The organism is Pseudomonas sp. MDV22-iso1 (assembly GCF_058145095.1).
Map to the genome: position 1 here is coordinate 13,466 of NZ_JBYVMF010000006.1, position 14,828 is coordinate 28,293.

Consider the following 14,828-nt stretch of genomic DNA (forward strand, 5'->3'; position numbering starts at 1 on the left):
GAGAGAACCTCGAATTTTTATGTTTATTGTGGTCTTCAGGGCTTCACAGGCCCGTCTGGACAGGTGCCAACAGTAAATCAATCGAGATGTTTATGCGGCGCTGTTTTGCTCTTTGGAGCGATTGCGTCGGGTCCGTCTTGGGAGGATGCTGCGCCGTGCCTCCCTCAAGGAATGACTGCGATTGAACAAGGACAGCACTTTTGCCTATCAGGCCGTGTATCGCTACCTGGTCGAGCTGATCGACTCAAGCGCAGCGGATGGCGAGATGAAACTGCCGTCACTGCGACAGTTGGCGTTGCGCCTGAGCGTCTCCGTGTCCACCACCAAATATGCGTATGCCTTGCTCGAAGACGAGGGGCGAGTTTATTCCCGACCCAAGCTCGGTTACTTCTATGCGCCGGCATCCTTCGCGCAGCCGCTACCGTCAACCAACCTGCTCGACAATGTCTACGCCAGCGCGCGTCAGCCCGGCATGCTGGCGCTGTGCAGCGATGCACCGTCGATGTTGTTGTCGCTGGAAAATCCGCTGCTGATGATGGAACGCGAGCTGTTGCGGCAATATCCGCGCACGGCGGTGCCGTTGTATCAGCCTTTCGGCGAGATCGAGTTGCGCACCGCGCTGGCTGAGCGATACACCCGATCGACCGAGCATTATTGGCGCCCGGAGCAGGTGTATATCGGTGCCGATGTGCGCAGTGTTTTGCAGATGTCGCTGGCCGCACTGCAATTGTCCGGGACAGCGGCACTGGTCGAGTCGCCGTGTTCCTGGGTGATCCTGCGGCAGTTGCAGGCGGCGAACATTCGGGTGATTGAGGTGCCTCTGCAGGCGGATGGACGCTTGGACCTGCAACGTGTCCACGAGGTATTACAGCGTGAAAACGTGGCGCTGGCGGTGTTCTCATCGGCGGTGAGCACTCCCCATGGCAGTCTGATGCCCGCTGCGGACAAACAGCAGCTGTGCAACTGGCTGAGCGAGCGGGGTGTCTGGCTGTTCGAAAACGACAGCTACGGCGAGTTCGGTTTTCACGCAGACCCGTCGCGTATGCGCGATTTTGCCGACCTCGACAGACTGCTAGTGTTTTCCACCTTCGATAAGGTGATCGGCCCGGAAGCGCCCTTTGCCTACGTGCTGGTGCGTGGGCAAGAGGTGGCAATGCAACGCCAGTGCCTCGACCGGGCGTTTCGCCTCTCGCCGATTCGGCAAAAAGCGCTCGCCCGTTTGTACAGTTCACGACGGGTCGATCAGCACACTCAGGTCGTGCGAGGTCTGCTGAGCGAGCGCATGACGCAGATGACCGGGTTGCTTCGAGCGCATGCCGCCGACCAGCTCAATGTGGTGACAGCGGCCGGGGGCGCGACGCTTTGGGCGCAGTCCGTACACCCGGTGGATATGCGCCGGGTGTACGAGCGTCTGCTGGCCAGAGGCATTGTGATCGCGCCCGGCGAGTTGTTCAGTGCGCAGGGGCTGTGGCGTGATTGCTTGCGCCTGAGCTACACCGTGGACTGGAGCAAGGACATCGGTTTGGCCGTGAAAATGCTCGCCGAGGCCATTGATCAGGAACGTCAGCTGACGCCATAGCAGTGCTGCATCTGTGGAAACTGGCCGTTGCGCACTTCGTCGGCAAAACACTCGAATGCCTGGCTGATCAGGGCACCGACATCCGCATAGGGTTTGACGAAGCGCGGCACATGTTCGCCGCCGAGTCCCAGGATGTCCTCGGTAACCAGCACTTGCCCGTCGCAGGCCGGTGAGGCGCCGATGCCAATGGTCGGCATCGCTGAAAAATCGCTGATGCGCCGCGCCAGAGGTTCGGCGACACCTTCCAGCAACAGACTGAAAGCCCCCGCCGCGAGGTGTGCGCGCGCATCTTCCTCGATGGCGGTGGCAGACGCCTCGTTCAGGCCCTGAGCCTTGAAACCGCCCATGACGTTCACGTACTGCGGCATCAGGCCAATGTGCGCCATCACTGGAATGCCACGCTGCACCAGAAACTCAACGGTGCTGGCCAAGGCCTTGCCACCTTCAAGTTTGAGCGCATCGCAGCCGGTCCGCGCCATGACTTCGGCACAGTTGCGGTAGGCCTGTTGCGGTGATTCCTGATAGCTGCCGAACGGCATGTCGGCAATCACACAGGCCAGCCGAGTGCTGGCGACGACCGCACGGGTATGGCCGATAATTTCTTCCAGGCTCATGTCCAACGTCGAGGTGCGGCCATAGCCAACCATGGCGGTTGAGTCGCCGATCAGCACGAAGTCGACGAAGGGGTCCATCAACTGCGCCATCGAGCGGCTATAGGCCGTCAGCGAAACGATCTTCTGCTGGCCTTTCATGGCCACCAACTGTGGAACGGTCAGGCGTCTACTGCGTGAATGGCTGCTCATGGCGGCTTCCCTGTGGGTTGGAAAGCGCTCGATTATTAGCTTCACGAACGCGAATTCAATGCACAGAGCACGGCTAAAAACCAACCCAGAGGGCAGTTCGGGTTGTCCGTGAGCGCTTTTGCGTAGACCATGGGCGCCTTGGTTTTTGCCTATGCCAGAGTTCTTTTACATGACTGCCCAAACCGATTCGCGCCCGACGCCCTTCACCCGTTCGGATTACAAGACCCTCGGCCTTGCAGCCCTGGGTGGCGCGCTGGAAATCTACGATTTCATCATTTTCGTGTTTTTCGCCCTGACCCTCAGCCAGCTGTTCTTTCCGCCGGAAATGCCCGAGTGGCTGCGCTTGCTGCAAAGCTTCGGGATCTTCGCTACGGGCTACCTGGCACGGCCGTTGGGCGGCATTCTGATGGCGCATTTCGCCGACAGAATGGGGCGCAAGAAAGTCTTCAGCCTGAGCATCCTGATGATGGCGCTCCCGTGCCTGCTGATCGGGATCATGCCCACCTATGCCCAGATCGGGTATTTCGCGCCGTTGCTGCTGTTGGCCCTGCGGATCCTGCAAGGCGCGGCGGTGGGTGGTGAAGTGCCGAGCGCCTGGGTGTTTGTTGCCGAGCACGCACCGGCCGGGCACCGCGGTTATGCGCTGGGGTTCCTGCAGGCGGGACTGACGTTCGGCTACCTGCTCGGTGCGCTCACGGCGACGATTCTGGCGCAAACGTTCACCCCGGCAGAAATTCTCGATTTCGCTTGGCGTTATCCGTTCCTGCTCGGCGGAGTCTTTGGTGTGATTGGTGTGTGGTTGCGCCGCTGGCTCAGCGAAACGCCGGTGTTCATGGCGATGCAAGCCAAGCGGGATGCCGCGGTCGAACTGCCGTTGCGCACGGTCCTGCGTGAACATCGTCTGGCGATGCTGCCGGCGATGATCCTGACCTGTGTACTGACGTCGGCGGTGGTGGTCTTCGTCGTCATCACCCCGACCATGATGCAGAAAACCTTCGGCATGACCGCCAGCTATACCTTCGGGCTGAGCGCCCTGGGCATCGTGTTCTTGAACATCGGGTGTGTACTCGCCGGGTTGTTGGTCGATCGCATCGGCGCCTGGCGCACCGTCATGCTGTATAGCCTGCTGCTGCCGATGGGGATCGGCGTGCTCTACGCCTGCCTGATCACCGGCGCAAACTGGACAGGGCTGGCATACGCGATTGCCGGTCTGTGTTGCGGGGTAGTGGGTGCCGTGCCGTCAGTGATGGTCAGCCTGTTCCCTGCGCGGGTTCGCGTCTCCGGCATTTCCTTCACCTACAACATTGCCTACGCCGCATGGGCGAGTATCACACCGTTGTTGCTGATCGGCTTGATGCCCTGGAGCCCATGGATCTGCGTGATCTTCAGTGCAGTAATGGGAACAGTGGGCGTGATCAGCGCCGCGTATTTCGGTGCGCGAATGCCGAGTGTCGGACGTTGCCCGGCGGCTGGTGCGGCGTAAACGGAGAAGGCGCCTCACGGGCCGCAACTATTTTTGCAGGAGCCCCCTGAAACGCTCTTCAGAAAATATCTCCAAAGCCGATGGCTAGGGCTGCAGTTCGCTTTCTACCCCTGTCCATCGGTGCATTCCATGTTCAATAAACGCATGAAGCAGGAGCTGTCGGCTCTTCGTGAAGAACTCTCCAGCCTTCAGCAAGTGAAGGACAGTCTGGAAAGCGAAATGCTGGTCCTGGCACTCGATCCTGACGGGCGAATTCAATCGGCCAACCCGAATTTCATTGATGAGATGCTCTACAAGGGCCACGACCTGATCGGTCGACACATCGACGACATCGTGCCAGCCCACGTGAAGTCGGACGAGTTCCACCACCGTTTCAAAAACGCGCTCACCCGTGGCGAGCATTTTGCCGGCGCGGTGCGTTTGTTGCGCGGTGATGGTCAGGAAGCCTGGCTGCGTTCGATCATGCAGCCGATTCGTTCCGCGGACGGTCGGATCAGGCACTTCTCGATTTTCTCCAGCGACCTGACCCGCACCATCGAGGCGTCCCGTGAACATGAAAACCTGATCGGCGCGCTGGTGCGTTCGACGGCGGTGATCGAGTTCGATCTCGCCGGCAACGTGCTGACGGCCAACGACCGGTTTCTCAGTGGCATGGGTTACAGCCTGGCGCAGATCAAGGGCAAGCATCACCGCACATTCTGCGTGCCCGAGGAGTACAACAGTGCCGGGTATCAGGACTTTTGGCGCCGCTTGAATGCGGGCGAATTCGTGGCTGACCGCTTCAAGCGCATCGACAGCCATGGTCGTACAGTCTGGCTGGAGGCGTCCTACAACCCCGTGGTCGATGCCAACGACAAGCTCTACAAAATTGTGAAATTTGCCACGGTGATCACCGATCTGGTGAACCAGGAACAAGCCGTCGCAGAAGCCGCAAACATTGCCTATAGCACCTCCCAGCAAACGGACCACAGCGCCCAGCGCGGTAACGCCGTGGTGACCCAGGCGGTTGACGTGATGCGCGACCTGGCCAAACACATGCAAACCGCCAGTGAAGGTATCGAAGCGCTGAACGATCAATCTCTAGTCATTGGCACCATTGTCAAAACCATCAGCGGCATTGCCGAACAGACCAACCTGCTGGCGCTGAACGCGGCGATCGAAGCCGCGCGCGCCGGTGAACAGGGCCGGGGTTTTGCGGTAGTGGCGGACGAAGTTCGTCAGCTGGCTTCACGCACCAGCCAGGCCACCGATGAAATCGTCGGCGTGGTACGGCAGAACCAGGACATGGCGCGTAACGCCGTTGCCTTGATGACCGAAGGCAAGCTCCAGGCGGAACAAGGCCTGGCGCTGGCGGCGGAGGCGGGCACGGTGATCGTCGAAATCCAGGACGGTGCGAAGAAAGTGGTGAGCGCGGTGGGGCAATTTGCCAATCAGCTGGCGACTTGATCGCGACAGGACAGGACCCGCTACAATCGGCGTTTTTCTTCTGGAGCAGACAACCATGACCGCTTCTCATCGCCAACCGGTTGCCCTGTCCAAAGCCTATCGCCTGCTCAACCACGGCCCGACCGTGCTGGTCAGCGCAGCTCACGACGGGCAACGCAACATCATGGCGGCGGCCTGGGCCATGCCGCTGGATTTCGAGCCGCCAAAAATTGCCGTGGTTCTGGACAAGTCCACCTGGACCCGGCAGTTGCTGGAAGCTTCGGGGACGTTTGTGCTGAACGTTCCTTGCGCGGCCCAGGCCGATATCGTCCAGACCGTAGGCTCGACGTCAGGCCTGGACATCAACCGGGACCAGGGAAAGGACAAGTTCCAGGCCTATGGCTTGCCGACCTTCAACGCTGAGTTGATCGACGCTCCGATGCTCGAAGGTTGCGTCGCCTGGCTTGAGTGCCGGCTGCTGCCAGAACCCGGAAACCACGAGCGGTACGATCTGTTCCTCGCCGAAGTCATCGCCGCTCAGGCCGATGAGCGTGTGTTCAGCGACGGCCGCTGGCACTTTGAGGGGCATGACGCCTTGCGAACCTTGCACCATGTGGCAGGCGGGCACTTCCTGACCATTGGCGACCCGGTAGTCGGCAAGACGCTATAAGCAAACGATGGGCACCAACCCGCTTGCTTCTACCGGGGACTCTTATACCCAAACGTCATTCTGAGCCGTGCGTTCACCCCCTTTGTCACCCGTGTTGAGCACGCCCTTGGGTTCGATCAGCAGGAGCTTCACCTCCTGCTCCGCGAACGGCTTGTGCTCGACGCCTTTGGGCACCACATACATCTCGCCAGCATTGACCAGCACGTGGCCATCGCGAAAATCGATGCGCAGCCGGCCTTCAAGAACAATGAAGGCTTCATCGGTATCGAAGTGGTCATGCCAGATGAAATCCCCTGACAACTTCACTACCTTGAACTGGTAATCGTTCATTTCGGCGATGACCCGAGGCGTCCAGTGCGGGCCAATTTGGGAGATTTTTTCGGCGAAGTTCAGGCTTTTGTAAGCGTTCATGAAGCAACTCTCGTGATTGATCGTGAAGCCACGATAACCAACGTATCAGCCTGCTTCTTGTACGATTGTGCGTGGCTCAAGGCCGATGCATTTTCATCCAGCGGGCCGGCGACAATCCGAAGGTTTTGGCGAAGTGACGGGTCATGTGACTCTGATCGGTGAAACCGGCAATCAACGATGCACTCACCAGTGACTGGCCCTGAATCAACAGCGAGCGCACCAGGTCCAGGCGCCGCATGGTCAGGTATCGATAAGGGCTGGTGCCGAACAACAGGCGAAAATCCCTCGATAGACTCCAGCGATCCCGACCGCTGTGGTGGGCCAGTTCGTCCAGTGTCACCGTCCGATCCAACGCGCTGTGCATGTATTCCCGCGCGCGTTCCGCTGCCACATAGTCGAAGGTGGGGCGTGTGGTGGTGGAGACTCCGGCGGCATTGTTCAGGGCTTGTGCAAGGTCGAACAGCGCGTCCAGCTCTTCCAGCGGATCGAGGGGGCAAGCCAGACTGCGCAGCAGCACTTGCGTAGCCGCGAACAAGCGCGGGTCGGTCGACAGCCCATCTTTGATGAACGGCAGTGGCTGACCGCCCAGCATCTGCTGGATCATCGCCGGCTCGATGTACATCATTCGGTATTGAAACCCGATCTCGGTCCCTGCCTCGCCATCGTGTACCTCGTCCGGGTGCAGCACCATCGTCCCGCCGGGCAGGCTATGACGCCAGCCTCCGCGGTATTGAAAGCGCTGCACACCGGCCAGTGTATTGCCGATGGCGTAAGTATCGTGACGGTGCAGCTCGTAGCCATGGCCCGCAAAAAACGCCTCGAAACGCTGAAGCCCGCCGACATCGGGGGCCCGGTGAAACCAGTCATTGTGAGGTGGGGGGCTGGCCATGGTCACGTTGTCTCAAGCTCGATGCAGAACACGTTAACCCAGTGACCGGCCAGCTGTCTTCTGGCCGATGGCTGGCTCCAATTGAGTGGAAAACCCAAGGTAATTGTTGCAATGTGTTGCGCATCCGATGAAGCCACGAAGGCGACCCACCTCATGGAACTGTCCCCCCTGAGCTACACCTCTGCGCTGTTGTCGCTTGCACTGTTGTGGACGGTTGCGGTGGTGACGCCGGGGCCTAATTTTTTCAACATCGCGCAATTGGCCGCCAGTCACTCCAAGCGCCACGGCATTGTGGCCGCCCTGGGAGTCGCGACAGGCACGGTACTTTGGGGGCTAGCGGGCGGGCTGGGAATCAAATCGCTGTTCAGCATGGCGCCGACGCTCTACCTGAGTTTCAAGATTGCGGGTGGCTGTTATCTGATCTATCTGGGCCTGAAGCAGTTCAAGCGTAAACCGCCATTGGTTACGGGCGAAAATGGCTCACCTGGCGAGGCAGTGCGCACGTTGCTGTCGGTCTATGGCCAGGGATTTTTGGGCAACATGACCAATCCAAAATCAGCCCTGTTTGTTGCGACGATCTTCGCGACCGCAATGCCCGCGTCCGTACCAACGACGTTGCTGGCGCTGGCTGTGCTGACCATGGCGACCTTGTCTTTCACATGGTATTGCAGCGTGGCGTTGCTGTTTTCCAGCCGCCGGATGGCCCGAGGCTATAACCGTTCACGTAAATGGCTGGATCGCTTTGCCGGCAGTTGTTACCTGCTGTTCGGTGCGCATCTGGTGGCGAATCGTTGAGGAGTTCCGAATGAGCAAACTGCGGGTAGGTGTTATTTTTGGTGGCCGTTCGGCTGAGCACGAAGTGTCGTTGCAGTCGGCGAAAAACATCGTCGATGCACTGGATCGTTCGCGTTACGAGCCGGTGCTGATCGGTATCGACAAGCAAGGCCACTGGCACCTCAATGACCCTTCGAATTTTTTGCTTAACCAGGAAAATCCGGCGCTGATTGCGCTCAATCAGTCCAACCGTGAACTGGCCGTCGTGCCCGGCAAGGCCCGCCAGCAACTGGTCGAAACCTCCAGTCAGGAACTGCTGGGGCATGTGGATGTGATCTTCCCGATCGTCCACGGCACCCTCGGTGAGGATGGCTGCCTGCAAGGTTTATTGCGCATGGCGGACCTGCCTTTTGTCGGCTCCGACGTACTCGGTTCGGCCGTGTGCATGGACAAGGACATCAGCAAGCGACTGCTGCGCGATGCCGGGTTGGTGGTAACACCCTTCGTGACCTTGACCCGTGCCTCCGCTGCGCGCACCGGTTTCGCCGAAGTGCAGGACAAACTGGGACTGCCGCTGTTCGTCAAACCGGCGAATCAGGGATCCTCCGTGGGCGTGAGCAAAGTCAGCGATGAAGCCGAATACACGGCTGCCGTTGAGCTGGCGCTGGGGTTTGATGAAAAAGTGTTGATCGAATCCGCCGTCAGCGGCCGCGAGATCGAGTGCGCCGTGCTCGGCAACGAGGACGCGATCGCCAGTGGGTGCGGCGAGATCGTCGTGCGCAGCGGTTTTTACTCCTACGACAGCAAGTACATCGATGCTCAGGCGGCTGAGGTGGTGGTGCCTGCCACTATCAGTGTCGAGGCCAGTGAGCGCATTCGCGCGATGGCGGTCGAGGCATTCCACGTGTTGGGCTGCTCCGGGCTGGCGCGGGTCGATGTGTTCCTGACCGATAACGGGGAAGTGCTGATCAACGAGATCAATTCCCTGCCAGGCTTCACCCGCATCAGCATGTACCCCAAGCTGTGGCAGGCCACGGGCATGACCTACAGCGAGCTCGTCAGCCGATTGATCGAGCTGGCGCTGGAGAAGCACGAAGCACGGCGGGCTTTGAAGATTTCCAGATAGTAAAAAACCCGGAGGCGTTTTTCGTCCTCCGGGTTTCCCGCGTGCTGCTTCAACTCAATCCCCCAACGCTTCCCCCTCGCGCCGTGGATCAGCCCCGCCCGCCCAAGATACGTTGCCCTGCGCATCCCTGACCCGAACAATCGCCTGGGTCCCGCTGGTCATGTCGATCTCGTTGACGCTGTGACCTTTGGCCTTCAACGCCTGAATCAGCCCAGCGCTGAATTGTCCCTGTTCCAGCTCCGTCGGGCCGTTACGGCTGCCGAAGTTAGGCAGGCTGATGGCGGCTTGCGGGTCGAGGTTCCAGTCGAGAAGGCCAATGGTGGTCTTGGCGACGTACTCGATGATTTGCGAGCCCCCGGGGGACCCGAGGGTGGCCACGAACTCGCCGCTCTGGCGATCAAAGATCAACGTGGGCGCCATGGACGAGCGGGGACGTTTGCCGGGTTCGACGCGGTTGGCGACTTTCTGCCCGTTCTCTTCGGGGATGAACGAAAAATCGGTCATCTGGTTGTTCAGCAGAAAGCCTTGCACCATCAGGTGTGAACCGAAGGCGGACTCCACGGTGGTGGTCATGGACACCGCACCGCCCTGGTCATCGACGGCCACGACTTGCGAAGTGGAGATTCGCAGTGGTGAACGGTCTGGCGCGTAGGCGACCTGTATGCCGGGTGGCGTGCCCGGTTTGGCCGTGCCCATGCTCCGATCACCGATCAGGGCCGCCCGGCTGGTCAGATAAGCCGGGTCCACCAGGCCTTTGACGGGGACGGGCACGAAGTCTGTGTCAGCGACGTATTGCGCGCGGTCGGCATAGGCCAGTCGCTCGGCTTCGGAGATCAGGTGCACGGCGTCAGGGGTGGGTTCGATACCCGCGGGTGCGGCGGTCTCAAGCGGTTTCATCGGCGCCAGGGCGAAGCGTTTATCACGAGATTCCAGGGCCTCCAGCGTGCCCAGGATTTGCGCGACGGCAATGCCTCCCGACGAGGGAGGGGGCATGCCGCAGACTTGCCAGCGTTTGTAATCGGTGCACAGCGGTGTACGTTCCTTGGCGCTATAGCCTTTGAGGTCGTTCAGCGTCAGGCTGCCGGGGTTGGCGTGCCCCTGAACCTTGGCGACGATCTCTTCGGCGACGGGACCTTTGTACAGTGCGTCCGGCCCTTCGTGGGCAATGCGTCGGAGCACGCCAGCGAGCGCCGGGTTTTGCAGTCGCGTACCAACGGCTTTCGGGCTGCCATCGGCATTCAGGAAATACGCCACCATCTCCGGTGATCGGCGAAGGGACGAATCCGCAGCAATCAAACGGTGAAGTCGCGGCGAGATGGCAAAGCCTTGCTCTGCAAGTGTGATGGCCGGCTCGAACAGCTTCGCCCAAGGCAAACGACCGTGCTTCTGATGCGCCAGTTCAAGCGCGCGCAACACGCCAGGCGTCCCCACGGAACGACCACCAATCTGAGCCTGGGTGAACGGCATCGGTGTGCCATCGACTTGGAGAAACAGCTTTTCGGTCGCGCCGGCGGGTGCGGTTTCGCGACCGTCATAGGTACGCACGTTCTTGCCGTCCCACAACACGATCAACGCACCACCACCGATGCCCGAGGATTGTGGCTCGACCAGGGTCAGCACGGCCTGCATCGCAATGGCGGCATCAATGGCCGACCCCCCTTGGCGCAACATGTCCCGGCCGGCTTCGGCTGCCAGCGGATTCGCCGCAGCGGCCATGTGTTTTGTCGCGTGGCGGGTCTGCAGGTCGGTGCGAAAACCTGAGGCGGCTTCCGGGGCGAGGGGCAGTGTTGATGAGGGTGGGGCGCAGGCGACCAGCGTCAGTGCAGTGACAATCAATGACAACGCTGAAAGGCGATAGCGGCTCAAGTGGAAAACTGAAGACACGTGGGGCACTCCGTCCGTGGGAAAAGATCCGGGGACTGTATCGACCGACATCCGGTGAAGCAAACCAAGGCCTACAGTAAAGACGCTTTTGTCCTTCATGAACCGAGCTATTTTCTGTAGGGTCGAGTTCATCAGACTGACCAGAAGATCAACAAGAGGCAGGCATGCACACCGAATTTCCCTCCCAGCCAGGCTATCGCACGCTGCGTGAACAATTCCTCGCGGCAGCGAACTCCGCCGGCGCAACGCTGACCGAGTACCCGCATCCTCTCAAGGGGCCGTTCGGTGAGCCGCTCAGCACCGATGTAGCGATACTCGGCGATCCGCACGCCAAGCGCTTGCTGATCGCGCTGAGCGGCACCCACGGCGTTGAGGGGTTCTACGGTTCGGGCTGCCAGACTCGATGGTTGCAGGAACTGGGCAAACGCTCACTGCCTGCTGATGTGGCGGTGGTGATGGTTCATTTGATCAATCCCTGGGGCACCGCATGGTTGCGTCGGGTCAACGAAGACAACATCGACCTCAACCGCAATCACCTGAACTTCGAGCGAGCGGTTCCAGACAATCAGGCCTATGCCGCGCTGCATGAGATCTATGCCTGCACCGAGCTCGAAGGGCCCGAGCGTGATCGCGCCGATGAACTGCTCGAAAAGAACATCCGCGAACACGGCTGGCCAGCGGTGATGTCGATTGTCGAAGGCGGGCAGCACCGTCATCCCGATGGTCTGTTTTATGGCGGGCTGGCACCGAGCTGGTCAAACCGGACGTTGCACCAGATCCTCCAGAAACACATCAGTCATGCCGAAGTCGCCATGTGTTTCGACTTGCACACAGGCGCCGGCGAGTATGGACATCCGATGTTGCTGACCATCACCGAAGCGGCTTACCCGGCCCTTCCCGATGCCCAGGCGATCTACGGCCCCTGGCTTTACACCCTGCTGACCGGTGCCGACACGTTGAGCGAAACCGGCGTTGCAGCAACGGCCACCGGCTATACCTCTCAAGCGCTGATCGATGCCTTGCCGAAGGTGAAGTTGATGCCTTTTGTGATCGAGTGCGGGACGTATCCGGGGCCTGAGGTTCATCGTCATTTGCGCGATGATCATTGGCTGCATCTGCATGGCGACCCGAGCGACAAGACAGGGTGCGAGATCAAACTGAATTTGCTGGAACAGTTCTATCCCGCTGACAGCGACTGGCAGGCGATGGTCTGGCTGCGGACCTGGCAGATATGGGAGAAGGCGTTGGCAGCACTGCCGACGATTCGCACCTGAAGGGAAGTGTTCGAGCCGGAGCGGGCAACGTCCGCTCCAGGTTTTACCGGGACTTTTCTCGAGGCATAAAAAAACGGCCTACCTTTCGGTAAGCCGTTTTTAGTACTTGGTGGCTACACAGGGACTTGAACCCCGGACCCCAGCATTATGAATGCTATGCTCTAACCAACTGAGCTATGTAGCCAAGTGGCGCGCATTATTCACCGGTAATGGGGATGCGTCAAGCGTAAATACAAAATATTTCTCTACGCTTTCAACCGCTTATCCTCCTGGCCCGTAAAATCGGACCGGGGGAGGGCATCAACCGAGCTGAAATCTCCCTGTATTGGCACTCAATGCCTTGCTGCCTTGACTCAAGGTGTCCGCCGCGAGGTTCACGGCTCGTGCGCCTTCAAGCAACCTGACTGCCGCCTGATCAACCTGCTGAATGTTGCCGCTGACTTCATCGGCGGTGCTGGCCTGTTCTTCCACTGCGGTTGCGATTTGCGCCAGTGTGTCGGTTACACCCTGGACGGCTTGGGCGATTTCTCCAAGACGTTCGCCCAGACCGGTGACCGATTGCGCATCACTCTGGGCCTGGCTGCACGCCGCTTCCATCAGACTCACCGCTTCATTCACCGTGTTGCGCAGGCTGTCGACCGTGTTGGCGATCTGCGCGGTTGATGATTGAGTGCGTTTTGACAGGCTGCGTACCTCATCGGCTACGACTGCAAAACCGCGACCCTGGTCACCGGCACGCGCCGCTTCGATGGCGGCGTTGAGTGCCAGCAGATTGGTCTGTTCGGCGACGCCGCGAATGGTGTCCACCACCAGCTGGATCTGCTGCCCTTGCTCGCTGACCCGACCGAGGGCTGCGGCAGTGTCGCTCAAGCGCTGATTGAGTTGCTGGATGCTCGCCGTGGTGCGTTGGCTGTCCCGGCTGCTGTCGGCGGCAATGCGCTGCGTGTGCTGGGCGCTGCCGGACGCCTGTTCGCAACTCTGGGCGACGCCTTGCGAGGTGGCGGCCAATTGCGTGGCGGCGGCGGCGATCTGGCTGATCTGCAGTTGTTGCGCTTCGACTTCGCCCAAGGCTCCGCTGGAATGTTGATTAAGCATTCGCACCGTGTTGCCCAGTTGCAAGGTTTCGTGATCGACCCCCAGCAGGCTGTTGCGCAACTGCACCACCGCGACGTTGAGCGCGGTGCTGATGGCCGCGAGTTCGTCGCGACCTTGCACCGGCACCTGCAGGCTCAAGTTGCCATCACGCAACGCTTCGGCCAACAGGGTGATACCGCTGGTGCTTCGACGGATCGAGGCCTGCAGGCAGACGAACAGATACAGCGCTGCCAACAGCAAGCAGCCGAGGATCGTAGCCACCACAATGAACTGGCGAATCGCCGAGCCATGGTAGTCGTCCAGCCGTTGATCCAGCGTCAGCAGTGACTGTTGGCGCAGCGCGGCGAGATCGGCAAGCAAGGCATCCAGGTTGCGCTCGAAGTCTTCCGGCTTGAGGGTGATGCTGCCACCGAACACGCCGTCATCGAGCACCTTCAACGTGGTATCCAGATGCTTGAGGCTGTCATGGTATTGCCCAGCCCAATTCTGCGAGGCACTGGGCAGGCGCGCCTCCAGCAGGCTTGCGGTCTTGACCAGTTGCTCATGGGCGTCGCCGATGCGGCTGCGCAAGTCGCGCAGTTGCAGACGGCTTTGCAGGGTGAACTGCCCGGAGACCACTGACGCCTGGCCGACGCTGGCAAGGCGACCGATCCGTTCGATCAGGTCCGGTGCGTGCTGGGTGGAGATCTGCGTGAGCAGATAGGTTTCCAGCCAGGGAGCGAGCGTCAGGCGGGTGTCCATGGCGATCTGTTCGCGCAGAGCCTGCAAGGCGCTCAGGGCGTTGGTGAAGCGGTCATAACCGTCCGGCCACCAGCCGACGCTGCTCAGGCTTTTCGAGTCCAGGCCGTTAAGTGCGGCTTGCAGCGCTTGATACCGGGCTTGGGTCTCGTCCTTGGCACCTTCGGCCTTCAGCGCGCTCCCCAACTCCGAGGCCGCTTGGCTGACTGCCGGTTGAGCCGCGTCAAACCCGGCCACGGCAGCGAGCGTCGCCGGGGTCGGCTGGCGATTGGTTTCCGTGGCGCGCCAACGGGCTGCGCGATCGCGTTGGGCGGCCAGCAGATTGTCCAGCGTATCCAGTGCGAGCAATTGACGAACCCCGGCGCGTTCACCAGAAATCAGGCTCAATTTGTCGCGATAATCCAGCCCGATCATCCACAGGCTGCCCGCCAGGGGCAAAATAAACAGCAAAAACAACAGCTGAAATTTGCGTGCGAAGCCAAACCGCCCCAGCAAACCGATCCCCGGTGATAAAAATGCCTGCATGCCCCATGACTCCCCTGGGCACCACGCACTATTGGCGTGCGTCGAGACCGCTGGGGTCGCGACTTGTGCCCCTTTTAAAGGCCTCGAAAGTCCACCCTCGCCAGCTCTGTAGGCCGACTCTGTAGCGAAACTTCCCATTCTCGGTCCCCTTT

11 protein-coding genes, 1 tRNA gene and 2 pseudogenes are annotated in these 14,828 nt (G+C 60.3%); 8 read left to right on the forward strand and 6 right to left on the reverse strand.

Going from position 1 to position 14,828, the window contains the following annotated elements:
* The first annotated feature begins 181 nt into the window (after nt 1-181).
* Nucleotides 182-1,579 (forward strand): aminotransferase-like domain-containing protein, encoded by a 1,398-nt coding sequence (locus AC3ZVB_RS09335; protein ID WP_490146361.1) that lies wholly within the window; start codon nt 182-184, stop codon nt 1,577-1,579.
* On the opposite strand, the gene panB is transcribed toward AC3ZVB_RS09335, so the two are convergent.
* Nucleotides 1,564-2,382: a 3-methyl-2-oxobutanoate hydroxymethyltransferase gene (panB, locus tag AC3ZVB_RS09340; protein WP_490146362.1), complete on the reverse strand. Its 819-nt coding sequence runs from the start codon at nt 2,380-2,382 to the stop codon at nt 1,564-1,566. The genes AC3ZVB_RS09335 and panB overlap by 16 nt on opposite strands.
* A 169-nt stretch (nt 2,383-2,551) precedes the next feature.
* Here panB and AC3ZVB_RS09345 point away from each other — a divergent pair, with 169 nt between their 5' ends.
* From AC3ZVB_RS09345 to AC3ZVB_RS09360, 4 genes and pseudogenes are all read left to right on the forward strand, one after another.
* Nucleotides 2,552-3,865, forward strand: coding sequence for an MFS transporter (locus AC3ZVB_RS09345; protein WP_194692751.1), 1,314 nt, complete (start codon nt 2,552-2,554; stop codon nt 3,863-3,865).
* Between the two features lie 219 nt (nt 3,866-4,084).
* Nucleotides 4,085-4,771, forward strand: a pseudogene (locus AC3ZVB_RS09350) (PAS domain-containing protein); the annotation flags it as partial.
* Between the two features lie 102 nt (nt 4,772-4,873).
* Nucleotides 4,874-5,311: pseudogene (locus tag AC3ZVB_RS09355) on the forward strand (methyl-accepting chemotaxis protein); the annotation flags it as partial.
* A 55-nt stretch (nt 5,312-5,366) separates the two neighbouring features.
* Complete coding sequence (locus AC3ZVB_RS09360) at nt 5,367-5,960, forward strand: flavin reductase family protein (RefSeq protein ID WP_490146363.1); 594 nt, start codon at nt 5,367-5,369, stop codon at nt 5,958-5,960.
* A gap of 42 nt (nt 5,961-6,002) precedes the next feature.
* Here the strand turns inward: AC3ZVB_RS09360 and AC3ZVB_RS09365 are convergent, their stop codons facing one another.
* Both AC3ZVB_RS09365 and AC3ZVB_RS09370 read right to left on the reverse strand, forming a co-directional pair.
* Nucleotides 6,003-6,371, reverse strand: coding sequence for a cupin domain-containing protein (locus tag AC3ZVB_RS09365; RefSeq protein WP_162439697.1), 369 nt, complete (start codon nt 6,369-6,371; stop codon nt 6,003-6,005).
* Between the two features lie 76 nt (nt 6,372-6,447).
* The gene (locus AC3ZVB_RS09370) at nt 6,448-7,260 is read right to left on the reverse strand and encodes an AraC family transcriptional regulator (protein WP_490146364.1); all 813 of its coding nucleotides are present in this window, start codon (nt 7,258-7,260) and stop codon (nt 6,448-6,450) included.
* 153 nt (nt 7,261-7,413) lie between these two features.
* Between AC3ZVB_RS09370 and AC3ZVB_RS09375 the strand changes: the two genes are divergently transcribed.
* Both AC3ZVB_RS09375 and ddlA read left to right on the forward strand, forming a co-directional pair.
* Nucleotides 7,414-8,055 (forward strand): LysE family translocator, encoded by a 642-nt coding sequence (locus AC3ZVB_RS09375; RefSeq protein ID WP_162439695.1) that lies wholly within the window; start codon nt 7,414-7,416, stop codon nt 8,053-8,055.
* Between the two features lie 10 nt (nt 8,056-8,065).
* Nucleotides 8,066-9,160, forward strand: a complete 1,095-nt coding sequence (gene ddlA, locus AC3ZVB_RS09380) for a D-alanine--D-alanine ligase (protein ID WP_490146365.1) — start codon at nt 8,066-8,068, stop codon at nt 9,158-9,160.
* Nucleotides 9,161-9,214: 54 nt separating this feature from the next.
* On the opposite strand, the gene ggt is transcribed toward ddlA, so the two are convergent.
* The gene (gene ggt / locus AC3ZVB_RS09385; protein ID WP_490146366.1) at nt 9,215-11,044 is read right to left on the reverse strand and encodes a gamma-glutamyltransferase; all 1,830 of its coding nucleotides are present in this window, start codon (nt 11,042-11,044) and stop codon (nt 9,215-9,217) included.
* A gap of 164 nt (nt 11,045-11,208) precedes the next feature.
* Here ggt and AC3ZVB_RS09390 point away from each other — a divergent pair, with 164 nt between their 5' ends.
* Nucleotides 11,209-12,318 (forward strand): DUF2817 domain-containing protein, encoded by a 1,110-nt coding sequence (locus AC3ZVB_RS09390; RefSeq protein ID WP_490146367.1) that lies wholly within the window; start codon nt 11,209-11,211, stop codon nt 12,316-12,318.
* A 107-nt stretch (nt 12,319-12,425) separates the two neighbouring features.
* On the opposite strand, the gene AC3ZVB_RS09395 is transcribed toward AC3ZVB_RS09390, so the two are convergent.
* Nucleotides 12,426-12,502: transfer RNA gene (locus tag AC3ZVB_RS09395), tRNA-Met, on the reverse strand.
* A 116-nt stretch (nt 12,503-12,618) separates the two neighbouring features.
* Nucleotides 12,619-14,814 carry a methyl-accepting chemotaxis protein gene (locus tag AC3ZVB_RS09400; RefSeq protein ID WP_490146368.1) on the reverse strand — a complete coding sequence of 732 codons (2,196 nt, stop codon included), beginning with the start codon at nt 14,812-14,814 and terminating at the stop codon, nt 12,619-12,621.
* Between the last annotated feature and the right edge of the window lie 14 nt (nt 14,815-14,828).